This is a genomic window from Microbacterium esteraromaticum (assembly GCF_017303215.1).
In the GTDB taxonomy this organism is placed as follows: Bacteria; Actinomycetota; Actinomycetes; order Actinomycetales; family Microbacteriaceae; genus Microbacterium; species Microbacterium esteraromaticum_C.
Genome location: NZ_JAEMWU010000001.1, coordinates 62,356 through 85,206 on the forward strand (window position 1 = coordinate 62,356; position 22,851 = coordinate 85,206).

The following is a 22,851-nucleotide window of genomic DNA, read 5'->3' on the forward strand; positions in this document are numbered from 1 at the left end:
AGTTCCGCAGCCGGTGAAATTGAGTATCAGCCAGACTCGATGGCGACCCGATACCGTGGCTCTATGGCCCGCCCCCGCCCTCTTCCCATCGATCCGCTCGCCGAGGCGAAGCGGCAATGGCTCGCGCACGGCTGGAACGATGCCGCCGAGGGCATGGCCGTGGTCACCTCGATCATGCGCGCCCAGCAGCTGCTGCTCGCACGAGTGGATGCGGCACTCAAGCCCTTCGGCGTGACCTTCGCGCGCTACGAGGTGCTGCGTCTGCTCGCCTTCAGTCGCACGGGCACCCTGCCGCTGTCGAGCGTCGTGGCCAGGCTGCAGGTGCACGCTACGAGCCTGACGAGCACGGCCGAGCGCCTCGTGCGCGACGGCCTGGTGCGCCGTGATCCGCACCCGCACGATGGCCGCGCCGCACTGCTGACCCTCACCGATGCCGGCCGCGATCTCGTCGAGCGTGCCACTGCCGCACTGAACACCGAGGTGTTCTCCTCGCCCGGGCTGGCCGCCGACGATGCCAAGGAACTGGTCGGCATCGTCGCGCGACTGCGCAAGAACGCCGGCGACTTCACCGACCCGCGCCCGCTGCCCGAGCCACTCTGAGTCGCGGATCGCGGTCGCGGTCGCGGATCACACCGCCGAGAAACCATCTGTCGTGTGAGAAACCACGTGCGACGTGGTTTCTCAAACGGGAAGTGGTTTCTCACCGGAAGGGTGCGCTCAGTCGCCCTCGTACACGTACTGGTCGAACCGCTCAGGCACACGCTGACGCTGCCAGGCGAGCTCCTCGTCGCGCCGCTCACGGTCGCCGGGGAACGCCTTGGCCGTGTACCGCGGCACCTGGCGGGCGTGCCCGGCCATGTGCGCGACGGCCGCGGCCTGCCCGCACACCCGCGCCGCGGCGATGGCCGACGCCTCAGACGCCTCGCGCGCGGCCGCGTGGCTACCGAACGACCGCTCGCGCACCTCGTCGATCGCGAGTTCTCCGCGGATGAACGCCTGCGCCGCGTCGAGCGCCTCGCGAGGTCTGAGGTCGTCGGGCCGTTCTTCGAGGAAGAACGGCAGCATCCGCTCTGCGCACGCCACGGTCCATTCCACCAGCTCGCGGCGGTCGTGCTCGGAGAGTCTGAGGTCTGCGTCGTCGGGCTGGCTGTTCACGGTCGATCTCATCGGTGCTGGAAGTGAGGGGGGCGCTTCTGTCGAAAAGCGGCCATCCCCTCCTTCTGATCTGCGGTGTCGAACAGTGCGGCGAACTGCTGCTTCTCGACGGCAAGTCCCGCCTCGAGGGTCGTCTCCATGGCAGCATCCAGCGTCGCCTTCGCCGCGTACAGCGACGGCAGCGACTTCGACGCGATCGTCTCGGCGAGCGTCGTCGCCTCGGCGAGCAGATCGGATGCCGGAACCACGCGCGACACGAGGCCGATGCGTTCGGCCTCGTCGGCCGCGATCATGCGTCCCGACAGAATCAGTTCGGCGGCCTTGTAGTACCCGACCGCGCGGATGAGGCGCTGGGTGCCGCCCATGCCCGGCACGACACCGAGGTTGATCTCGGGCTGACCGAAGCGTGCCGAGTCGGCGGCGAGGATGATGTCGCACATCATCGCCAGTTCGCATCCGCCGCCGAGCGCGTACCCCGAGACGGCGGCGATCACCGGCGTGCGGACGGCCGCGAAGCGGGTCCAGGCGCCGAAGTGGTCGGTGTCGAGCATCTCGGATGCCGTCTTCGACTCCATCTCTTTGATGTCGGCCCCGGCGGCGAACGCCTTCTCGGATCCGGTGACGACGATCGCGCCGATCTCATCGCTGGCGTCGAAGATCTCGGCAGCTGCGGCCACTTCTTCGGACACGAGGCCGTTGAGGGCGTTGAGCGCCTCGGGCCTGTTGAGGGTGATCCAGCCCACCCGTCCTCGCTGTTCGACGATGATCGTCTCGTACTCGGCGACGTTTCCTTCAGGCATTTGCGCTCCCTCCGCCGCGTCCCTGCGGCGCTTCCAGTATCTCAGTCCCTCGCGCCCCCGCGCGCACTCCGCCCTCCCCACATGACTCCCGTCTATTCGTCACAAACCCCGGCTATTCGGCCCGAATAGGGGCGTTCTGTGACGAATAGACGGATGCCACGGGGGGCGGGTCAGGAGTCGGTGGCTCGGATGTCGGTGATGATGCCCGAGAAGTCCCGGGCGGCGCCGTCGCCGGCCGCGAACGCAGCATAGATCTGCTGGGCGAGGCGGCCCATCCTGGCATCCGTCGAGGTCTGCTCGATCGCCTGAAGCGCCAGCCCCAGGTCTTTGGCCATCAGCGCGCCCGCGAAACCCGGCTGGTAGTCGCGGTTCGCCGGGCTCGTCGGCACCGGACCCGGCACCGGGCAGTTCGTCGTGATCGACCAGCACTGCCCCGACGCCTGCGAGACGACGTCGAACAGCGCCTGGTGCTCCAGCCCCAGCCGCTCGCCCAGCACGAACGCCTCGGCGACGGCGATCTGCGACACCGCGAGCACCATGTTGTTGCAGACCTTCGCGGCCTGCCCCAGCCCCGGCCCACCGCAGTGCACGATGCGCTTGCCCATCGCCTCCAGCAGCGGCAGCGCGTCGGCGAAATCGGCATCCGACCCGCCGACCATGAACGCGAGGGTGCCGTTCTCGGCGCCGACCACGCCGCCCGAGACCGGCGCGTCGATGTTCCGGTGGCCGGCGGCGAGCGCCAGCTCGTGCGCGGTGCGAGCCTCATCGACGGCGATGGTCGACGATTCGATGAACAGCGTGCCCGGCGCGGCAGCGGCGAGCAGCTCGTCCTGATAGGCGGCGATCACGTGCCGCCCGGCGGGGAACATCGTGATGACGACGTCGGCGCCGGCGACAGCATCCGCACCACTGTCCGCGACCGGGATGCCCGCATCACGCGCGGCGTCGACCGCGGCGGGCACCAGGTCGAACCCGTGCACGTCGTGCCCGGCCTTCACGAGGTTGAGCGCCATCGGCAGGCCCATGTGGCCGAGGCCGAGAAAGGCGACCTTCTTCGATGCCGACGCGGTCATGAGGCGCTCCGCGCCTGAGCCCGCTGCTGCGAGGCCGAACCCGCAGGACGCAGCATCTCGCGTCCGACGATGAGTCGCATGATCTCGTTCGTCCCTTCCAGGATCTGGTGCACACGCAGGTCGCGCACGACCTTCTCGATCCCGTAGTCCTGAAGGTACCCGTAGCCGCCGTGCAGCTGAAGGGCCCGATTGGCGACGTCGAAGCCGGCGTCGGTGGCGAAGCGCTTGGCCATGGCGCAGCGCATCGTGGCATCCGGCGCCTTCTCATCGACCGCCTGCGCACCATCGCGCACCATCAGGCGCGCGGCCTGCAGGTCGGTGCGCATATCGGCGATTGCGAACAGGATCGACTGCTTCTCGGCGAGCGGCTCGCCGAAGGCGACGCGCTCGTGCACGTACTGCACGGCCCGTTCAAGCGCCCACTGCGCGCCGCCCAGCGAGCAGGCGGCGATGTTGAGCCGGCCACCGTTGAGCGCCGACATCGCGATCGCGAATCCTCGCCCCTCGTCGCCGAGCATCGCCGATGCCGGCACCCGCACACCGTCGAGGATCACCGGACGGGTCGGCTGCGCGTGCCAGCCCATCTTCTTCTCGTGCGCGCCGAAGCTCAGGCCGTCGGCATCGCCCGGCACGAGGAAGGCGCTGATGCCCTTGGCGCCCGGCTCGCCGGTGCGGGCCATCACCACGTACACGCCGGCCTCGCCCGCGCCCGAGATGAACTGCTTCACGCCCGTGATCAGGTAGTCGTCACCGTCGCGCGTCGCGCTGGTGGTGATGTTGGCGGCATCCGACCCGGCGCCAGGCTCGGTCAGGCAGTAACCGCCGAACTGTTCCATCGCGGTGAGCTGCGGGAGCCACTGTGCGCGCTGGGCGTCGTCACCGTAGGTGTCGATCATCCAGGCGACCATGTTGTGGATCGAGATGTACGCGGCCACGGCCGGGTCGCCCTTGGCGAGTTCCTCGAAGATCGCCACGGTGTCGATGCGGCCGAGGCCCGTGCCGCCGAAATCCTCGCGGACGTAGATGCCGCCGAGCCCCAGCTCACCGGCCCGGTGCAGCGACTCCCGCGGGAAGATGTGCTTCTCGTCGCGCTCAGCGGCGTGCGGCGCCAGCTCGGTTTCGGTGAACTCGCGCACGGCGTCGAGGATCGCCTCGCGCTCTTCGGCGGTGACGGAGGTGTTGATCATGGTCATCGTGTGTTCCTAGTTCATGGTGGGGATCACGAAGCTGGCACCGTCACGCACGCCGTGCGAGGGCCAACGACTGGTCACCGTCTTGGTCTTCGTGTAGAAGCGGAAGGCGTCGGCGCCGTGCTGGTTCAGGTCGCCGAACCCGCTGCGCTTCCAGCCGCCGAACGTGTAGTACGCGATCGGCACGGGGATCGGCACGTTCACGCCCACCATTCCGACGTTCACGCGCGCGGCGAAGTCGCGCGCGGCGTCGCCGTCGCGGGTGAAGATCGCGACGCCGTTTCCGAATTCGTGATCGGATGCCATCGCCAGCGCCTGCTCGTAGTCGGCGGCTCTGGCGATCACGAGCACGGGCCCGAAGATCTCCTCGCGGTAGATCGCCATGTCGGTGGTGACGTGATCGAACAGGGTGGGGCCCAGGTAGAAGCCACCCTCGTGCCCGTCGACGGTGAATCCCCGGCCGTCGGCGAGCAGCGTCGCGCCCTGGTCGATGCCCTGCTGGATGTAGCCGGTGACCCGATCGACGGCCGCACTGTTGACCAGCGGCCCGTAGTCGGCGCCCTCAGACAGCGACGGACCGACGTTCAGGGCGGCGACGCGCTCGGTGAGCTTGGCGGCGAGGGCATCCGCCGTCTCTTCACCCACCGGCACCGCGACCGAGATGGCCATGCAGCGCTCGCCGGCCGAACCGTAGCCTGCGCCGATCAGGGCATCGGCGACCTGGTCGAGGTCGGCGTCGGGCATCACGATCATGTGGTTCTTGGCGCCGCCGAAGCACTGGGCGCGCTTGCCGTTGCTGATCGCGGTCGTGTAGATGTACTCGGCGATCGGCGTGGAGCCGACGAAGCCGACCGCCTGGATGCGCGGGTCACTGATCAGCACGTCGACGGCCTCTTTGTCGCCGTGGACGACGTTGAACACTCCGGCGGGCAGGCCCGCTTCGAGGAATAGCTCGGCAAGGCGCACGGGGACCGAGGGGTCGCGTTCGCTGGGCTTGAGCACGAACGCGTTTCCGGATGCCAGGGCGGGGCCCGCCTTCCACAGCGGGATCATGGCGGGGAAGTTGAACGGAGTGATGCCGGCGACGACGCCGAGCGGCTGGCGCATCGAGTAGACGTCGATACCGGCGCCGACACCGGTGGAGTACTCCCCCTTGAGCAGGTGCGGCGCTCCGATGCAGAACTCGATGACCTCGATGCCGCGCTGGATGTCGCCCTTGGCGTCGTCGAAGGTCTTGCCGTGCTCGCTGGAGAGCAGCCGGGCGAGGTCGTCCATATCGCGGTTCACGAGTTCGACGAAGCGCATCAGCACGCGGGCGCGCTTCTGCGGGTTTGTCGCGGCCCAATCGGCCTGTGCGGCCTCGGCATTCGCGATCACAGCGCGCACCTCGTCAGCCGAGGCGAGCGGCACGTGGGCCTGTACGGCTCCTGTGCTCGGGTCGAACACGTCGGCGACGCGTCCACCGGTCGGGTCGACGTGCTTTCCGCCTACGAAGTGGGGGATCATTCGGGTCATTGTGCTGACTCTCCTCTGTGCCTTCTTTGGCACAGTGTCATGATACTCGGCCCTCAGTGGATTTACTAGGGAGCCCTAGTAAATCCACTGAGGGCGCTCCCTCGACGTTCAGCGGGCCTCCGATTGAGAGGCCGTCCGACTCAGACGTAGTCGTCAGGATGCATCTGCCGGACACCCCGCTCGAACAGCGTGAACTGCGCCCGGAGCGGGACGTCGAGCGCCTCAGCCTGCTCGGCCATCGCACGCGCCCAGGCACGGTCGATCTCGCGCGGCTCTTGCAGTCCGGGGTGCTCCCACACCAGCACGACCTGGGCGTTGCCGGTCATCTCGCGCATGGACCCGATGCGGTGCATGAGCAGATGCCCGTGCGATACCTCACCGAGGTCGTCGACGCGCACGCTCTCGCCCGGATCCTCTGGATAGTCGGCCATCGGCATGAGCGGATCGCCGAGGCAGCCGCGCTCGTCGATGAACAGCAGCCAGAACTGTCGCTGGTTCGCTTGGCGCAGGAGCAGCTCGATCATGTCGCGCAGTTGGTCGTCGGTGTGCAGCACGCGGTCTCGCGGCGATTGCTGAGTTTCCATGCGCACCACACTGTCGCGCGCGCCTCGCCCGCGTAGTCGGATTCGCCTCATTGTGGACAACTCTTCGGAACCGCCCGCCTGTGCACGAAGACTCGTCAGGAGTTCGCCCACCGTACACCCACCGGCCACCTGCGCCCTCTAGAAAAGAACCCGCGCGACGGAAGACAGATCGGAATCGGGTGTCGTCGGAACTCGCGCCGCGGTGAGTGCGGTCGCAGCCTCCCGCCGCGGTCTCAGACCGCGAGACCCCCGCCGAATCGGGTCGGCGGGGGTCTCTTCCGTCTCAGGAATCGGATGCCGGCTACGCCGTGGCATCCACCGATCGCGCCGCCAGCCGCATCCACGTCTCGACGACGGTGTCGGGGTTCAGCGACATCGACTCGATGCCCTGGTCGAGCAGCCAGTCCGCGAGGTCGGGGTGATCCGACGGGCCCTGTCCGCAGATGCCGACGTACTTGCCGCGACGCAGGCACGCCTCGATCGCCATCGCGAGCATCTTCTTGACGGCCGGATCGCGCTCGTCGAAGGTGGATGCGACCAGTGCCGAGTCGCGGTCGAGCCCGAGCGTGAGCTGGGTCATGTCGTTCGACCCGATCGAGAACCCGTCGAAGTGATCGAGGAACTCATCGGCCAGCAGCGCGTTCGAGGGCACCTCGCACATCATCACGACCTCAAGACCGTTCTCACCCCGGCGCAGTCCGTTTGCTGCCAGCATCTCGACGACCGCGGCACCCTCGGAGACGGTGCGCACGAACGGGATCATGACTTTGACGTTCTGCAGGCCCATGTCGTCGCGCACGCGGCGGATCGCCTCGCACTCCATGTCGAAGCACTCGCGGAACTCCGGCGAGATGTAGCGCGAGGCGCCGCGGTACCCGATCATCGGGTTCTCCTCGTGCGGCTCGTAGCGGTCGCCGCCGAGCAGGTTGGCGTACTCGTTCGACTTGAAGTCGCTCATCCGCACGATCACCGGCTCGGGCGCGAACGCCGCGGCCAGCATGCCGATACCCTCGGTCACGCGCTGCACGAAGAACTCCCGCGGCGACGGGTAGGCGGTGATGCGGTCGGACACCTGGGCCTGAAGATCCGCGGGCAGGGCGTCGTACTCGAGCAGCGCGCGGGGGTGGATGCCGATCTGGCGGTTGATGATGAACTCCAACCGGGCCAGCCCCACACCCCGGTTGGGCAGACGCGAGAACGAGAACGCCTGATCGGGAGTGCCGACATTCATCATGATCTTGACCGGTACCTCGGGCATCCGATCGAGCTGCGTCTCCTCTTCGCGGTACTCGAGCAGGCCGCGGTAGACGAACCCGTCGTCTCCCTCGGCGCACGACACGGTGACGTCGAGGCCGTCGGTGAGCACCCGGGTGGCGTCTCCCGTGCCGACGACGGCGGGAATGCCCAGTTCGCGCGCGATGATCGCAGCATGGCAGGTGCGGCCGCCGCGGTCGGTGACGATCGCCGAGGCCTTCTTCATGATCGGCTCCCAATCGGGGTCGGTCATGTCGGCGACCAGCACGTCGCCCGCACGGAAGGCCGCCATATCGTCGAGGGAGCGCAGCACGCTGACCGCGCCCGAGCCGATCTTCTGCCCGATCGCGCGTCCGGTCGAAAGCACCTCGGCGCGCTCACCGAGCACGAATCGGCGCATGACGTTGGCGTCCGTGCGCGAGACCACCGTCTCGGGGCGCGCCTGCAGGATGTAGAGGCGGCCGTCGACGCCGTCGCGCGCCCACTCGATGTCCATCGGGCGGCCGTAGTGCTGTTCGATCGTCACGGCGTGGCGGGCGAGTTCCTCGACTTCAGCATCCGAGATGCTCAACAGCCGGCGCTCGGCGGCCGGGACGTCCTCGAACACGGTCGTGCCGCCCACCTGCGCACTTTCGGTGTAGCGCATCGCGACGGCCTTCTCACCCACCGCGCGCTTGAGGATCGCCGGTCGTGACGCCGCCAGCGCGGGCTTGTACACGTAGAACTCGTCCGGGTTCACCGCCCCCTGTACGACGGCTTCGCCCAGCCCGTACGAGCTGGTGATGAACACGGCGTCCTCGAAGCCCGACTCGGTGTCGACGGTGAACATGACCCCGGAGGCCCCGATATCGGAGCGCACCATGCGCTGCACGCCGACCGAGAGCGCGACGTCGTGGTGGTCGAAGCCGTTGTGCACGCGGTACGCGATGGCACGGTCGTTGTACAGCGATGAGAAGACCTGCGTTACGGCCTGCAGGATGTTCTCGATCCCCGAGATGTTCAGGAAGGTCTCCTGCTGGCCGGCGAACGAGGCGTCCGGCAGGTCTTCGGCGGTCGCCGATGACCGTACGGCCCAGGAGACGGCATCCGGGGTCGGGTCGTTCTCGACGAGGTGCGCGTAGGCGGCGCGGATGTCGTTCTCGATGTCCGCCGGAAGGGGCTGCCGCTCGATCCACTCGCGCACCGTCGCGCCGACGCGGGTGAGCTGGGTGACATCGTCGACGTCGATCGCCTCGACGGCCTCGCGGATGCGGGTGTCGAGCCCGTCCGAGGCAAGGAAGGCCCGATAGGCGTCGGCTGTGGTCGCGAACCCACCCGGGACGCGCACGCCGAGATCCGAGAGGTGCGAGACCATCTCGCCCAGCGAGGCGTTCTTGCCCCCGACCTGGGGGAGGTCCGTCATCGTGACCTCGTGGAACCACAGGATGTTGCTCATAGCGCTGCTACTTTCGCTCGGGTCACGCACGCAGCTTCATGGTCTGCATGATGACCGCGGACATCTCCTCGACGCTTTTTGTCGAGGAGTTCAGGAACGGGATTCGGTGTCGGCGGTAGAGGTCTTCGGCGCGGCGCAGCTCGAGCGTGCACTGCTCGAGGCTGGAGTAGCGCGAGCTGGGGCGGCGCTCGTGGCGCACCTGGCTCAGGCGCAGCGGCGTCGTGGTGAGCCCGAAGCAGCGCGGGCCGTACTTCGCGATCGGACGCGGCAGCGCCTCGCTGCCGAAGTCGTCGTCGGTGAGCGGGTAGTTCGCGACGCGCAGCCCGTGCTGCAGGGCGAGATACATCGTGGTGGGCGTCTTGCCGCAGCGTGACGGCGCGATGATCACGACGTCGGCCTGGTCGAGAGCGCGCGAACTCTGCCCGTCGTCGTGCTCGATGGCGTACTCGACAGCACGCATGCGTGCGAAGTAGCGGTCGGTGTCGCCGAGGCCGTGGTAGTTGCCGAGTTGCTCGGAGGCCGTCACCCCGAGAGCGTTCTCGAGCTCGGTGAGGTGTCCGGCGAGCAGGTCGATGACCGTCGCGCCCGAGGCGCTGAGGATGCCGCGCAGCTGGGCGTTCTTCACAGTGATGAACAGCAGGGGGTCGTGTCCGCGCGCGACGTCGGCATCGATGCTCGCGACGACCGAGCGCGCCTCGGCGTCGGTGAGCACGAACGGGATCGTGTGCCGCAGAAAGCGGATGCCCGGAAAGTTCGCCAGCAGTGCGTTGCCGAGCGTCTCTGCGGTGACTCCGGTGCTGTCCGAGACGAAGTACGCAGCACGCGTACCGGCGACGGGCGCGGAATCAGTGGGGGGCACGTTCCCACCGTATGGAAGGAACATGCCCCCTTACCAACGAATTCACCCGAAGGTTTTCGTAGTTTTACGATTTGTGAAGAACTGCGCTACGCGAGGCGCTCCACGATCAACGCGTTGGCCATGCCGCCGCCCTCGCACATCGTCTGCAGCCCGAGCGTGCCACCCGTCTCATCGAGATGGTCGAGCAGGGTGCCGAGCAGGCGCGTGCCCGATGAGCCCAGCGCGTGCCCCAGAGCGATGGCTCCGCCGCGCGGGTTGAGCCGGTCGGGATCGGCTCCGAGCTCGGCGGCCCAGGCCAGCGGCACCGAGGCGAACGCCTCGTTGACCTCGTACGCATCGATGTCCGAGATATCGAGCCCGGCGCGCTCCAGCACCCGACGCGTCGCGGGGATCGGTCCGGTGAGCATCATCAGCGGGTCGTCCCCGACCACGTCGAAGGCGCGCAGTCGAGCCCGCGGGCGCAATCCGAGCTGCTCGGCACGGTCGGCGCTCATCATCAATGCAGCCGAGGCCCCATCGGTGAGCGGCGACGAGTTGCCCGGCGTGATGCGCCAGTCGAGCTCGGGAAAGCGTTCGGCCAGGGCATCCGTGCGGAACGACGCCGGTAGGCCGGCGAGCTTCTCGGCTGTGGTGCCGGCCCGCACCGTCTCATCGACGCGGGCCTCCGGCGCCTCCGGAACGGCGACCACCGTGCGGTCGAAGAACCCGTCCGCCCACGCCTGCGCCGCCCGGCGGTGCGACTCGGCGGCAAACGCGTCGAGTCGGTCGCGGTCGAAGCCCCAGCGCTGGGCGATCAGCTCGGCGCTGACGCCCTGGTTCACCAGACCCTCGGGATACCGCGCGCGCAGGCGCGGCGACATCGGCGAACCACCCGTGGCCGACGAGCCCAACGGCACGCGGCTCATCGACTCCACTCCCCCGACGACCACGATGTCGCTCTCGCCGGCCATGATCCCGGCGGCAGCGAAGTGCACGGCCTGCTGACTCGACCCGCACTGGCGGTCGATCGTCGTCGCGGGCACGCGCTCGTCGAACCCCGCGGCGAGCACGGCCTGACGGGCGATGTTCATCGACTGGTCGCCGACCTGGCTGACGCAGCCCAGCAGCACGTCGTCGATCTGCCCCGACTCGAGGCCGTTGCGCTCGAGGATCTGCTGCAGGACGCCGGCGGCCAGATCGACCGGATGCACGCCAGACAGCATCCCGCCAGGTTTTCCGCGCCCCACCGGGGTGCGGACCACATCGACGACGACGGCCTCGGTGCTCATCAGCCCGCGGCTTCCTCGGCGCGCTCCTGCACATCGATCGCCGCCGTGTCGGGCACGTACTCGGCGATGTGGCGCTCATCGACGCCGACGTAGGCCGACAGCGGGCGGATCAGCGCGTTCGAGGCCTGCTGTTCGAGGACGTGCGCGGTCCATCCGGTGATGCGCGCCGCGATGAACAACGGCGTGAAGGTGAGTGTGTCGTAGCCGATCAGGTTGTACGCCGGGCCCGACGGGTAGTCGAGGTTCGGGTAGATGCCCTTGCGCGAGACGAACTCGTTCTCGAGCGTCTCATAGAGCTCGGCGACATCGGGGCGGTCGTAGTGCGCGACGAGGGTGTCGAGCGCCGCCTTCATAGTGGGCACGCGCGAGTCGCCGCGCTTGTACACGCGGTGGCCGAAGCCCATGATCTTGCGCTTCTCGGCGAGGGCGGCATCCAGCCAGCCGACGACCTCGGAAGCCGATCCGATCTCATCGAAGATGTGCATGACGGCCTCGTTGGCACCACCGTGCAGTGGCCCCTTCAGCGCGCCGATCGCACCGACGACCGCCGAATACAGATCGCTCAGCGTCGAGGTGATCACCCGGGCGGTGAACGTCGAGGCATTGAAGGAGTGCTCTGCGTACAGGATCATCGAGCGGTTGAACGCGTCGACGACGACCGGGTCGGGCTCTTCGCCGAACGTGAGCCACAGGAAGTTCGCCGCGTAGTCGAGGTCGTCGCGCGGATCGATCATCGCCTGCCCACGGCGGCGACGCTGACCGTACGAGACGATCGCCGGCAGCACGGCGAACAGCTGCAGGCTGCGCTGCAGGTTCTGCTCGGGGGTGCCGACGGCATCGAGCACGTTCCCGGTGCCCGCGGTCTCGATCGCACCGATGACGCTGACGGCGGTGCGCACCTCGTCCATCGGGTGCGCGTCGAGCGGCAGCGCATCGATCGCCGCCTTCACCTTGGGCGCAAGCGCGCGGTGCGCGCGCTCGGTCGCGCGGAACTCGGCCAGCTGCGCCGCCGTGGGCAGCTCGCCGTGCCACAGCAGGTAGGCGACCGCCTCGAACGGCTGGGTGGCCGCGAGCTCCTGCACGGGATAGCCCCGGTACAGCAGGCTGTTGGTCTCTGGATTGACCTTGCTGATCGCCGTCACATCGGCGACGACTCCGGCCAGCCCCTTCTTGATCTCGGTCTCGCTCATTCCGTCACTCCCTCGTGTTCAGCGATCGATGGTGAAGTTGAAGACGCCCGAGTCGAACCGGTTGTACGACTCGTAGTCGATCAGGTCGTAGAGATCGGCGCGGTGCTGCATCTCGCCGAGCTTCGAGGTCAGGTGGCCCTCGTCGATCAACGTATCAAGGGCACGACCGGTCGCGCCCATCGCGATACGCAGCATCGACACCGGCCAGATGACGATGTTCACGCCGACGTCACGCAGCTGATCGACGCTGAACAGGTCGCTCTTGCCGAACTCGGTCATGTTCGCCAGGATCGGCACGTCGACGGCGGCGCGGATCGCGGCGAACTCGTCGAGCGAGCGCATCGCCTCGGGGAAGATCGCGTCGGCACCGGCATCCACCAGCGCCTTGGCGCGGTCCTTCGCGGCCTCCAGCCCATCGACGGCGGCGATGTCGGTGCGCGCCATGATGAGGAAGTTCTCGTCACGACGCGCATCGACGGCGGCGCGGATGCGCTTGACCGCGGTGTCGGCGTCGACGACGGCCTTGCCGTCGAGATGTCCGCAGCGCTTGGGGTTGACCTGGTCCTCGATGTGGGCGCCGGCGATACCAGCATCCTCCATCGATTGGATCGTGCGCGCGACGTTCATCGGCTCGCCGAACCCGGTGTCGGCGTCGATGATGGTCGGCAGGTCGGTCATGCGCGAGATCTGCTGCCCGCGACCGGCGACCTCGGTGAGCGTGGTCAAGCCGATGTCGGGCAGTCCGAGGTCGGCAGAGAGCACGGCGCCCGAGATGTAGACGCCCTCGAAGCCCTTCTGCTCGATCAGGCGTGCGCTGAGCGGGTTGAACGCACCGGGAAAGCGCAGCAGCTCACCCGAGGCGAGGCGCTCGCGGAACGCCCTGCGCTTCTCGTGCGCGGGAACGGTCGAGTACAGCATCAGAACAGCCCCTTCGGGGCGTCGGCGGATGCCAGCAGACCGGGCTTCGCGATGATCGACAGCTCGGCGACCTCGTCCGCGGTCAGCTCGGGCAGGCGCTGGACGAGCTCGAGGAAGCGGTCGATCTCTGCCGGCTCGAGCACGGGCTCGGCGAGGATGCGGAACTTGTTGATGTAGTTCTCGCGGGCAAACGGGCGGGCGCCCAGCGGGTGGGCATCCGCGACGGCGATCTCGTCGATCACCTTCGTGCCGTCGTTCATCGTGATCTCGACGCGACCGCCGAAGGCCTTCTCGCTGATGTCGAGCGAGTGGTAGCGCCGCGTCCACTCGGCGTCCTCGACCGTGGTGATCTTGTGCCACAGCGCAACGGTGTCCTCACGGGCGGCCCGCTCGGGAGCGTACGAGTCGACGTGGTGCCAGGTGCCGTCCTGCAGCGCGACGGCGAAGATGTACGGGATCGAGTGGTCGAGGGTCTCGCGCGATGCCGTCGGGTCGTACTTCTGCGGGTCGTTCGCCCCCGAGCCGATCACGTAGTGGGTGTGGTGGCTGGTGTGCAGCACGACGCTGTCGATGGCCGAGGTGTCGATGCCCTCGCGGTGCAGCTTGCGGGCGAGGTCGATCCACGCCTGCGCCTGGTACTCGGCCGAGTGCTCCTTGGTGTACGTGTCGAGGATGGCCCGCTTGGCCTCGCCGGCGGCCGGCAGCGGCACCTCGTAGGCCGCGTCGGGTCCGTCCAGCATCCACGCGATCACGCCGTCTTCGCCTTCGTAGATCGGCGACGGCGAGGTCTGACCGCGCATGGCGCGGTCGACGGCCTCGACAGCCATCTTGCCGGCGAAGGCCGGGGCGTGCGCCTTCCAGGTCGAGATCTCACCCTTGCGGCTCTGTCGGGTGGCGGTGGTGGTGTGCAGCGCCTGCGCGACCGCCTGATAGATCGTCTCGGCGTCGAGGCCGAGCAGGGTGCCGATGCCGGCCGCGGCCGAGGGGCCGAGGTGGGCGACGTGGTCGATCTTGTGCTTGTGCAGGCAGATCGCCTTCACCAGGTCGACCTGGATCTCGTAGCCGGTGGCGAGTCCGCGCACCAGGGCGCGTCCGTCGCTGCCGACGTGCTGCGCGACGGCCAGGATCGGGGGGATGTTGTCGCCGGGGTGCGAGTAGTCGGCGGCCAGGAACGTGTCGTGGTAGTCGAGCTCGCGCACGGCGACGCCGTTGGCCCAGGCGGCCCACTCGGGGCTGGTGCGGTGGTCGAGCTCAGCGCCGAAGACGGTGGCGCCCTTTCCGCCGGTCGAGACGGGGTGGGCGAAGGCCTGAGCCCGGGCGGCGTTGATGGGTGCGCGCGTGAGAGAGGCCGCGGCGACCGAGGCGTTGTCGATGATGCGGTTGATGATCATGTCGACGACGGCGGGCTCGACCTCGACGGGGTCGGTGGCGACCTCGGCGATCTTCCAGGCGAGCTGTCCCTCGCGGGGCAGGTTCTCTTCGGAGCGGTAGACGCGAACAGGGTGGTTGACGGTCATCATGTTCCTTCCGGGGACTCGAGCGATTCGAGGATGCTGTCGAGGGCGTTGTGCAGGTGGACGTGGGTGGCGTGGGCAGCGAGCTCGGCGTCGCGGGATGCCAGGGCGCGGGCGATCAGGTGGTGCTCGCCGGCGGATGCGGCCAGCCGCTCGGGCTTGTCGCGCGCCATGCGCCGCACGCGCACGAGGTGGGTGCGCACGGTGCGCAGCGCCGAGCTGAGGTAGTCGTTGCCGACGGCGGCGTCGAGCGCGGCGTCGAAGCGCGCGATCAGGGCGTAGTACGCGTCACGCCCCTCGGGGCGGTCGAGGTCGACGCGGGCGAACTCGTCGGCGAGCTCGCGGAACAGCACGGCATCGCCGCGCGTGGCCGCGAGCCGTGCCGAGGTCTCTTCGAGTGCGCGGCGGATCTCGAACAGCGATCGGATGTCGTCGGCGTCGAGATCGGCGACGACGGTGACTCGCGGCGATTGCTGCACGGCGAGCCCTTCGGCGGCGAGTCGGCGCAGCGCCTCGCGCATGGGCGTGCGGCTCACTCCGAGGCGCGCCGCCTGTTCGACTTCGGCGAGCACGGCACCAGCGGGAAGGATGCCGGACTGGATCTCATCGAGCAGCACCGCGTAGGCACGGTCGCTGGCGCGAAGAGACTCGACGGTGGTGCTCACGGGATCAGCGTATACACAAACCCGCGCATATACCAGCGTCGTTCACCGATCAGCCCACTTGCGTATACATAACCGGGGCGCGGCGGGCACTGGCGCACCCCTGCGACTTTCTGCGATCCGGGGGTTGCACTCCCACTACTCAGCGGTACTATGTAGTGGTAGTCAGTATCACTGAGTAGTACGCGGAGGTGCCGGATGGGCAGACAGATGACAGAGATGCTCAAAGGCACCCTCGAGGGCATAGTGCTCGCCCTGCTCGTCGACCGACCGGCATACGGGTACGAGATCACGGCGCAACTGCGCGACCGCGGCTTCGCCGACATCGCCGAGGGCACCGTGTACGCACTGCTCGTACGCATCGAGCAGAAGGGCTTCGTCGACGTCGCGAAGGTGCCGAGCGAGAAGGGCCCGCCCCGCAAGGTGTACACGCTCAATGCGAGCGGCACCGCCGAACTGAACGAGTTCTGGATGACCTGGAGCTTCATCTCCGCCCGGATCGCAGAGCTCCGCACGAAGGGAGAATGACATGGCAGCAAAGTGGATCGAAGCGGTCACCGGACCGCTCGAACAGAAGAGGAACTACCGACAGGCGAAGGCGCGCATGGACGCGCTGCCCGAGCCCTACCGCGCTACTGCGACCGCGCTGACGCGGTACCTCATGTACTACGGCGGCGTCACCGATGGCGACACCCTGGTGCAGATGTTCGTCGACCTCGCCGACCTGTGGGAACGCGCCGCACTCGACGCAACGCCGGTGTCGGCGATCACCGGAGACGACCCCGTCGAGTTCGCCGAGTCATTCGCCCAGGCGTACACCGGCAAGCGGTGGATCGACAAGGAGCGTCAGCGCCTGATCGACGCCGTCGAGGCGGCCACGCGTGCCCAGGAGTCGTCGTGAACGCCGTGCACGCCGATCCGCGAGCGATCGACGTACGCGGCATCCGCAAGTCTTTCGGCGCACACGACGTGCTACGCGGCGTCGACTTCGCCGTCGACCGCGGCAGCGTCTTCGCGCTGCTCGGGTCGAACGGCGCCGGGAAGACGACAATGGTGCGCATCCTCTCGACTCTGCTCGCAGCGGATGCCGGTAGCGCCCACGTGCAGGGGATGGACGTGCACGAGAAGGCCGCCCAGGTGCGCGAGGTGATCAGCCTCACGGGGCAGTTCGCCGCCGTCGACGACGTGCTCACCGGACGCGAGAACCTCGTTCTGGTCGGGCGGCTGCGTCACCTCACAACCCCGGGTGACACGGCGGATGCCCTGCTGGCCAGGTTCGGCCTGACCGAGGCGGGCTCGCGACGCGCGGGAACGTATTCGGGCGGGATGCGACGTCGGCTCGACATCGCGATGAGTCTCGTCGGGCATCCGCAGGTCGTCTTCCTCGATGAGCCGACCACAGGGCTCGATCCCGAGGCCAGACAGGAGGTGTGGGCCGTGGTCGAGGAACTCGTGCGCGGCGGCACAACCGTGCTGCTGACGACGCAGTACCTCGATGAGGCCGAACGACTCGCCGACCGCATCGCGATCCTGCACGAGGGGCGCATCATCGCCAACGGCACAGTCGCCGAGCTCAAGCAGTTGTTGCCTCCCGCACGAGCGGAATACGTCAAGCGGCAACCGACACTCGAAGAGGTCTTCCTCGCGCTGGTCGGTCCGTCGACCAGCGACGCTGAGAGGAGCGATGCCGCATGAGCACGCACGTGCTCGCCGATACGGCGAGCCTCACCGGCCGGTCGCTGCGGCACATCCTGCGCAGCGCCGACACCGTCATCACAACCGCAGTCACACCGATCGCCCTGCTGCTGCTTTTCGTGTTCGTGTTCGGCGGGGCCCTGCGGCAGAGCATCGGCGATGCCGCGTACATCGACTACCTGCTCCCCGGCATTCTGCTGATCACGATCGCCTCGGGGATCGCCTACACGGCGTTCCGCCTGTTCACCGATCTGCAGGGCGGCGTCTTCGAGCGATTCCACTCCATGCCGATCTCCCGCTCGAGCATCCTGTGGGCTCATGTGCTGACATCCCTCGTGGCGAACGCCATGACCCTGGCCATCGTGTTCGGCGTGGCTCTGCTGATGGGCTTCCGTACATCGGCGAGTGTGTGGGCATGGCTGGCCGTCATCGGCATCCTCGCTCTGTTCACGCTCGCGCTGACCTGGCTCGCCGTCATCGCAGGGCTGTCGGCGAAGACGGTCGACGGGGCGAGCGCGTTCTCGTATCCGCTGATCTTCTTGCCGTTCATCAGTTCGGCGTTCGTGCCGACCGACACCATGCCGGGACCGGTGCGGTGGTTCGCCGAGCACCAGCCGGTCACGTCCATCGTGAACTCCATCCAGGCGCTGTTCGCGCAGCAGCCGGTGGGAGCCGACCTCTGGGTCGCGCTGGCCTGGTGCCTCGGCATCCTGATCATCGCCTACGTCGTGGCGATGCGGGTGTATCGCCGGCGCATCGGATGACGACCGCGGGGCGAGTGCCAGCCCCCGCACCTCGCGACCCGTCGCGGGGTGCGGGGGCTAGCATGACGTGATGCCGCCCGACCGTCCGCGTTCGAGAGCCGTGAGGTCGGCGATCATCGCGGTCGCCGGTGCCGGCGCGCTGGTGCTCGTGCTGTGGGTCGTGACGCTGTTCCTGCCCGACCCTCGACCCGCGACGATCGAGGCCGCGACCGCGACCGTGACCTCGCACCTCGATCGGATAGAGGACACCATCCCCGAGGAGGGCGTACAGGGTCGCTCGGAGCGTATCGCTCCGCTGCCGTGCCCCCTGGAGGGATCGGGCCCCCAGGTGAAGGTGCAACGCGTCGTCGACGTCGATCCGCACCTCGATCGGGCACGGTGGGCCGCGGACCTCAGCCACGAGCTCGCGAAGCAGGAGGGGTGGGTGATGCGCGTCACGACGCAGGGCGCCACGGATGCCCGCGACGACCTGCGCATCCGCATCGTGTCTCCCGACCTGACCATCGTGAACGTGATCGCCAGCGACGCCACCGGCACACCGCGGATCACGATGCACGCCACCAGCGAGTGCACGCAGCCTGGTTGAGTGGGCGGATGCCGGTTCGGCGGTCTCGATGTCGGTGGCCCCTCTCATACTGGATCCATCACGGCGCTGATGGATGTCTCACGAGAGCAGGTGGCCACGCTCGACGAGCTGGTCGACCTGGCTGTGGACATGCAGCGCTCGATAGCCGCGATGCAGGCCGGACTCGACGGCGTGCTTGCGCTCGCGTCGCGATGGGCGCTGAGCGCCGCCGGCGACGCGGATGGGGCCGACATCACGCTCCGCACGGTCGCGGCCGAACTCGGTGCGGCGCTCCGAGTGTCCGGTCGCACGGTGCAGCGGCGCATGTGCGACGCCGAACTCAAGGTCGAGCGGTTCCCGGCGGTGTGGCAGGCGCAGGGCACGGGGCGGATCAGCGCCGCGCACGCGCGTGTGATCATCGACGCCGGCGTCCACCTCGACGACGCGGCGTCGCGCGACGCCTACGCCGCGCGCGTGCTGGAGTTCGCCGAAGAGGAGTCCCCGAATCGCGTACGGGCGATCGCCGCGCGAATCGCCGAGCAGTACCAGCCGCGCCCGCTGGAAGAACGGCATGCGGATGCCCATGAGAAGCACTCCGTCTGGGTGAAGGACGCCGACGACGGCATGGCCGAACTGGGCGTCTTCGGTCCCGCCGCGCTCGTGCACGGCGCATTCGAACGCCTCACACGCATGGCCACGACGGGCACCGAACCAAGCTCGGCACCCGGGCTGCTCCGGACCTCGACGGGCGCACGGTCGCGCACAAGCGCGCCGACATCGCGCTGGATCTGCTGCTGACCGGTGCCCCGGCGGGGCATGACACCGCCGAAGGGATGCTGGGTGCGATCGCCCCACATGTGTCCGTCACCGTCCCCGTGACCACGCTGCTGGGCACAGAGGGCATCAACACTCCCCCGGCAGCGCTGGATGGCCGCGCTCCGATCGACAGCGACACCGCACGGCGACTGGCCGGAGCGGCGACCGGATGGGATCGCATCCTCACTCACCCGATCACGGGAGCGATCCTCGCAGTGGATCGGTACCGCCCGACCGCGTCGATGCGCCGACAGTTGCAGGCGAGAGACCAGCGCTGCCGCTTCCTGACCTGCGGCATGCCCTCTCGCGAGAACGACCTCGACCACACGGTCGATGCGGCGCTCGGCGGCGCCACCGAAGAGAACAACCTCGGCGGGCTCTGCCGCCGGCACCACGTGCTCAAGCATCTTTCGCCCTGGCACGTCGAACAGCTCGGCGGCGGCCTCTTGGAATGGACCAGCCCCACCGGCCGCACCTACATCGACAAACCGCCGCCCCAGCACAACGTCAGATTCACTGAGGACGGCGAGGAATCGACTTCCCGTCCCGGCGCATACCCGTGGGCTCACGTGCCCGCGCAGCTACTGGCGCCTTTCTGACGTCGCACGCGCCAGTCGTGTCCGCGGCACCACGCCGCAGCAAGACTCAGCGCACGGCAAGACTCAGCGCGCTGCAGGAATCAGCGCACGGCAGGCTCGGGCAACGGCTCGACGAACTCCTGCGTCGCGGGCTCACCGAGCTTCACGAGCACGACGCCGACCAGCACCAGCGCTCCGCCAAGCAGCTGCACGGTGCCGGGCAGCTGGCCGAGCAGCATCCATCCGAACAGCATCGCGGCGATCACCTCGGCGAGCGCGACGAACGACGCCAGGCGCGAGCCGAGCATGCGCGTCGAGGTGATGCCGAGCACGTATGCCAGGGCGGTGGCCAACACCCCGATGGCGATCACCGGCACGAACCACGGCACCGTCCCGAACCGGTAGGCGACGTCGTCGGTGTTCCAGGCCATCGGCAGGATGCCGATCAGACCGGCCGTGGTCAGCCCGAGCGCTCCGAGCAGCAGGCCGAGCCCTGCCAGCGCAATCGGCGGCAGCCCCGTGTCGCCGCGCCCCGAGAGCACGAAGTAGGTCGCCGCGCCCACCATCGCCCCCAACGCCCAGAGGATTCCCCCGCCATCGATACGCGCCCCGGTGAGCACGTCCAGCATCAGCACCAGCCCGATGAACGCGATCGCCGCGCCGAGGACGCTGCGCCGACTCGGGCGCTCGCCACGACGGATCCAGAACCACAGCACCACGGCCACCGGTGCGGTGTACTCGATCAGCAGAGCGATCCCCACATCCATCACCGCAACGGCCTGAAAGTAGAACAACTGGGTGGCCGTGACCGCGAGCAGCCCGTAGGTGACGATCATGCCGGCATTGGCCCGCACCAGACCCCACCGGCCCCGCAGCGTCAGCACGGTCGGCACGAGCAGCACGAGAGCCGCGACCCAGATGCGTGCGGTGACGGCGGCGCCCGGCGTCCACCCGGCATCGATCAGCCCTCGCGCCCACGCGCCGGACATGCCGAACGCGAACGCGGCAGACACGGCAACCAGCAGGCCGGTGCCGACCCCCGCGCGGCGAGTGTCATGGGTCATAGTCGTCATGATCGATGACGCTACGCCCGGCGTGCGTAAGATGTCAACATGATTTTCACCGATGACACGGATGAGGCGCTGCGCGCTGCCGTCGCGCTGGTGAACTCCGCCGAACCCGTGGATGCGTTCGACCTCGAGGCGTTCCTGACTCAGCATCCCTACACCGGACGCATCGACCGAGACGAGACCGAGCTGGCCGAGCTACGCGCCCTGCGCCCCCGACTGCGCGAGATGCTGCTCGCCCCGCGCGATGAAATGGCCCCGCGCGTCAACGACGCGCTCGCACGCGTCACCCTCTCTCCCCGCCTCGCCCGGCACGACGGTGCCGACTGGCATCTGCACGCCATCGCCGACGACCGCCCCCTGGCCGAACGCATCCTCGTCGAGACCGCCATGGCGCTGATCGATGTCATCCGCAGCCGCGAAGGCAGCCGTCTCACCGTCTGCGCCGACGACGACTGCCGCGCCATCGCCCTCGACCTCTCCCGCAACCGCTCGAAGCGCTACTGCTCGACCACCTGCGCCAACCGCAACGCCGTCGCCGCCTACCGGGCACGGCAAGGAGCCGGCACATGACCGATACGACACGGATCGAGACGACACGGATCGATCCGACGCGGACGGCGCCGCCGTTCGACTCCTGGTTTCCGGATGCCACCTTCGACGGCAGCTACGGCCACACCCTCGACACCCTGCGCGACATCGCTCCGATCGCTGCGACCCCCGCCTTCGCCGTGCAATGGCGCAGGTGGCGTGCTGAGGCACGCCTGGTCGATGCGGCACCCCGCATTCTGTCCACCCAGCAACGCGGCCGCCGCGATGTGTCACTGATCGAGCATTCCGGCGCGGACGGCACACGACTGCGCGCCTGGTATGTGGCGCCGACCTCCGGGCATCCGCGCGTCGGAGTCGTGCACAGCCACGGGTACGGCGGTCGGGACCGCGTCGAGTACGGACGCGTGCCCGCTGATGCGGCGGCGATCTTCCCGGTCGCCCGTGGCCTCGGAGCCCTCAATGCCGGCGTCGGAGCACCCGAGCCGGTCGGTGAACACGTGCTCGCGGGCCTCGCCTCGGCGGACGACTACGTGCCCGGCCTGTGTGCACGCGACCTGTGGCTGGCCGCCGACGCCCTTGTCTCGCTGGCAGGCGAACTGCCCCTTTACTACGTCGGCGAGAGCTTCGGCGGCGGCATCGGCGCGCTGGCCGCCCCATGGGACGATCGCTTCATCGGGGCCACGCTCGTGGTGCCGACGTTCGGGCACTACGACGAGCGCCTCGCCGTGCCCTGCCTGGGCAGTGGCGAGTACCAGCGGATGCACCTGCAACAGCATCCCGAGGCCAGGGAGCAGCTACGGCTGTTCGACGCCTCAACGTCTGCGGCGTTCTTCACGATCCCCGTGCGCGTCGAAGCCGCACTGTGGGATCAGTCCGTGCCACCGCAGGGGCAGTTCGCCGTCGCCAACGCCGTGCCGCACGACCTGCTCGAACTCAGGGTGCTGCCGGCGGGCCACGCCGAGTACCCCGGGCTCGGTCGCGTCCTGGTCGACGCACGACGCGAGGGCCTGGCGCACCTCGAACGCGCGCTCAGCTGACCATCCCCTCAAACAAGCCGATGCGGTTGCCGTCCGGGTCGATGATCACCGCCCACGCGCTCGTCTCGGTGATCGGCGACTTCTCGAAGGCCACCGATCCGCCCGCGGCCTTCGCCGCGGCGATCGTCTCGTCGATCGAGTCGACCTCGACGTAGGAACGCGGATGCTCGAATCCGTCCTCGCGCGGGGCGAGCCCGCCGCCCGAGATCCCATTCGGGGCCTGCCACATCGGGTACCCCTCAAAACCGGGCATCTCGGCGATCTCCCACCCGAACAGCCCGTGGTAGAAGTCGATCGCCCGTTGCATATCGCCCACCGGGATGTCGATGTGCGTGATGTCGCCGTGCGCCATGATCCGTC

General features: G+C 68.5%; 25 protein-coding genes. 10 read left to right on the forward strand and 15 right to left on the reverse strand.

All coding sequences use genetic code 11. From position 1 onward, the window contains the following. The first annotated feature begins 63 nt into the window (after positions 1–63). The gene (locus tag JF543_RS00250) at positions 64–600 is read left to right on the forward strand and encodes a MarR family winged helix-turn-helix transcriptional regulator (RefSeq protein ID WP_206551122.1); all 537 of its coding nucleotides are present in this window, start codon (positions 64–66) and stop codon (positions 598–600) included. Positions 601–717: 117 nt separating this feature from the next. On the opposite strand, the gene JF543_RS00255 is transcribed toward JF543_RS00250, so the two are convergent. The 13 genes from JF543_RS00255 to JF543_RS00315 form a co-directional block, all read right to left on the reverse strand. Beyond that, positions 718–1,155, reverse strand: a complete 438-nt coding sequence (locus JF543_RS00255) for a putative immunity protein (protein ID WP_179409863.1) — start codon at positions 1,153–1,155, stop codon at positions 718–720. An 8-nt stretch (positions 1,156–1,163) separates the two neighbouring features. Further along, positions 1,164–1,955 carry an enoyl-CoA hydratase-related protein gene (locus tag JF543_RS00260; protein WP_179409862.1) on the reverse strand — a complete coding sequence of 264 codons (792 nt, stop codon included), beginning with the start codon at positions 1,953–1,955 and terminating at the stop codon, positions 1,164–1,166. A gap of 170 nt (positions 1,956–2,125) precedes the next feature. Continuing rightward, positions 2,126–3,028, reverse strand: a complete 903-nt coding sequence (mmsB, locus tag JF543_RS00265) for a 3-hydroxyisobutyrate dehydrogenase (protein ID WP_206822409.1) — start codon at positions 3,026–3,028, stop codon at positions 2,126–2,128. Beyond that, positions 3,025–4,221, reverse strand: coding sequence for an acyl-CoA dehydrogenase family protein (locus tag JF543_RS00270; protein ID WP_206822410.1), 1,197 nt, complete (start codon positions 4,219–4,221; stop codon positions 3,025–3,027). The genes mmsB and JF543_RS00270 overlap by 4 nt, the downstream gene beginning before the upstream one ends. A 9-nt stretch (positions 4,222–4,230) precedes the next feature. Then, positions 4,231–5,733 (reverse strand): CoA-acylating methylmalonate-semialdehyde dehydrogenase, encoded by a 1,503-nt coding sequence (locus tag JF543_RS00275; protein ID WP_179409859.1) that lies wholly within the window; start codon positions 5,731–5,733, stop codon positions 4,231–4,233. Between the two features lie 140 nt (positions 5,734–5,873). Further along, the gene (locus JF543_RS00280; RefSeq protein ID WP_206822411.1) at positions 5,874–6,317 is read right to left on the reverse strand and encodes a hypothetical protein; all 444 of its coding nucleotides are present in this window, start codon (positions 6,315–6,317) and stop codon (positions 5,874–5,876) included. A 301-nt stretch (positions 6,318–6,618) separates the two neighbouring features. After that, complete coding sequence (gene ppsA / locus JF543_RS00285; protein WP_206822412.1) at positions 6,619–9,006, reverse strand: phosphoenolpyruvate synthase; 2,388 nt, start codon at positions 9,004–9,006, stop codon at positions 6,619–6,621. 22 nt (positions 9,007–9,028) lie between these two features. Then, entirely contained in the window at positions 9,029–9,865 is an 837-nt protein-coding gene (locus JF543_RS00290; RefSeq protein ID WP_224818015.1) for a pyruvate, water dikinase regulatory protein, read from the reverse strand. An 86-nt stretch (positions 9,866–9,951) separates the two neighbouring features. Further along, positions 9,952–11,133, reverse strand: a complete 1,182-nt coding sequence (locus tag JF543_RS00295; RefSeq protein ID WP_206822413.1) for a thiolase family protein — start codon at positions 11,131–11,133, stop codon at positions 9,952–9,954. Beyond that, positions 11,133–12,323: a bifunctional 2-methylcitrate synthase/citrate synthase gene (locus JF543_RS00300; protein ID WP_206821585.1), complete on the reverse strand. Its 1,191-nt coding sequence runs from the start codon at positions 12,321–12,323 to the stop codon at positions 11,133–11,135. Before JF543_RS00300 ends, JF543_RS00295 begins: the two co-directional genes overlap by 1 nt. Positions 12,324–12,341: 18 nt before the next feature. Then, positions 12,342–13,241 carry a methylisocitrate lyase gene (gene prpB, locus JF543_RS00305; RefSeq protein ID WP_179409853.1) on the reverse strand — a complete coding sequence of 300 codons (900 nt, stop codon included), beginning with the start codon at positions 13,239–13,241 and terminating at the stop codon, positions 12,342–12,344. Then, positions 13,241–14,758 carry an MmgE/PrpD family protein gene (locus tag JF543_RS00310; RefSeq protein WP_179411760.1) on the reverse strand — a complete coding sequence of 506 codons (1,518 nt, stop codon included), beginning with the start codon at positions 14,756–14,758 and terminating at the stop codon, positions 13,241–13,243. The genes prpB and JF543_RS00310 overlap by 1 nt, the downstream gene beginning before the upstream one ends. Next, positions 14,758–15,420: an FCD domain-containing protein gene (locus JF543_RS00315; protein ID WP_179409852.1), complete on the reverse strand. Its 663-nt coding sequence runs from the start codon at positions 15,418–15,420 to the stop codon at positions 14,758–14,760. The genes JF543_RS00310 and JF543_RS00315 overlap by 1 nt, the downstream gene beginning before the upstream one ends. Before the next feature lie 195 nt (positions 15,421–15,615). Between JF543_RS00315 and JF543_RS00320 the strand changes: the two genes are divergently transcribed. The 7 genes from JF543_RS00320 to JF543_RS00350 all read left to right on the forward strand — a co-directional run bounded on the left by JF543_RS00320 (position 15,616) and on the right by JF543_RS00350 (position 19,856). After that, positions 15,616–15,945, forward strand: coding sequence for a PadR family transcriptional regulator (locus tag JF543_RS00320; RefSeq protein WP_179409851.1), 330 nt, complete (start codon positions 15,616–15,618; stop codon positions 15,943–15,945). Position 15,946: 1 nt separating this feature from the next. Then, positions 15,947–16,318 carry a DUF1048 domain-containing protein gene (locus tag JF543_RS00325; protein WP_179409850.1) on the forward strand — a complete coding sequence of 124 codons (372 nt, stop codon included), beginning with the start codon at positions 15,947–15,949 and terminating at the stop codon, positions 16,316–16,318. After that, positions 16,315–17,112 (forward strand): ABC transporter ATP-binding protein, encoded by a 798-nt coding sequence (locus JF543_RS00330; protein ID WP_410340893.1) that lies wholly within the window; start codon positions 16,315–16,317, stop codon positions 17,110–17,112. Before JF543_RS00325 ends, JF543_RS00330 begins: the two co-directional genes overlap by 4 nt. Further along, positions 17,109–17,876, forward strand: a complete 768-nt coding sequence (locus JF543_RS00335) for an ABC transporter permease (protein ID WP_206822414.1) — start codon at positions 17,109–17,111, stop codon at positions 17,874–17,876. The genes JF543_RS00330 and JF543_RS00335 overlap by 4 nt, the downstream gene beginning before the upstream one ends. Positions 17,877–17,946: 70 nt before the next feature. Then, positions 17,947–18,462: a hypothetical protein gene (locus JF543_RS00340; protein WP_206822415.1), complete on the forward strand. Its 516-nt coding sequence runs from the start codon at positions 17,947–17,949 to the stop codon at positions 18,460–18,462. Positions 18,463–18,531: 69 nt separating this feature from the next. Continuing rightward, positions 18,532–19,239 (forward strand): DUF222 domain-containing protein, encoded by a 708-nt coding sequence (locus tag JF543_RS00345; RefSeq protein WP_206822416.1) that lies wholly within the window; start codon positions 18,532–18,534, stop codon positions 19,237–19,239. 77 nt (positions 19,240–19,316) lie between these two features. After that, a complete protein-coding gene (locus JF543_RS00350; RefSeq protein WP_206822417.1) occupies positions 19,317–19,856 on the forward strand; it encodes an HNH endonuclease in 540 nt (179 codons plus the stop codon). A gap of 80 nt (positions 19,857–19,936) precedes the next feature. Here the strand turns inward: JF543_RS00350 and JF543_RS00355 are convergent, their stop codons facing one another. Then, positions 19,937–20,899, reverse strand: a complete 963-nt coding sequence (locus tag JF543_RS00355) for an EamA family transporter (protein ID WP_206822418.1) — start codon at positions 20,897–20,899, stop codon at positions 19,937–19,939. Positions 20,900–20,947: 48 nt separating this feature from the next. Here JF543_RS00355 and JF543_RS00360 point away from each other — a divergent pair, with 48 nt between their 5' ends. Continuing rightward, positions 20,948–21,475, forward strand: coding sequence for a CGNR zinc finger domain-containing protein (locus tag JF543_RS00360; protein WP_179409845.1), 528 nt, complete (start codon positions 20,948–20,950; stop codon positions 21,473–21,475). Beyond that, on the forward strand, positions 21,472–22,491 hold the full coding sequence (locus tag JF543_RS00365; RefSeq protein WP_206822419.1) for an acetylxylan esterase: 1,020 nt from the start codon (positions 21,472–21,474) through the stop codon (positions 22,489–22,491). The genes JF543_RS00360 and JF543_RS00365 overlap by 4 nt, the downstream gene beginning before the upstream one ends. On the opposite strand, the gene JF543_RS00370 is transcribed toward JF543_RS00365, so the two are convergent. Further along, positions 22,484–22,843, reverse strand: coding sequence for a VOC family protein (locus JF543_RS00370; RefSeq protein ID WP_179409843.1), 360 nt, complete (start codon positions 22,841–22,843; stop codon positions 22,484–22,486). The two genes, JF543_RS00365 and JF543_RS00370, sit on opposite strands and share 8 nt — an antisense overlap. Positions 22,844–22,851: the final 8 nt, after the last annotated feature.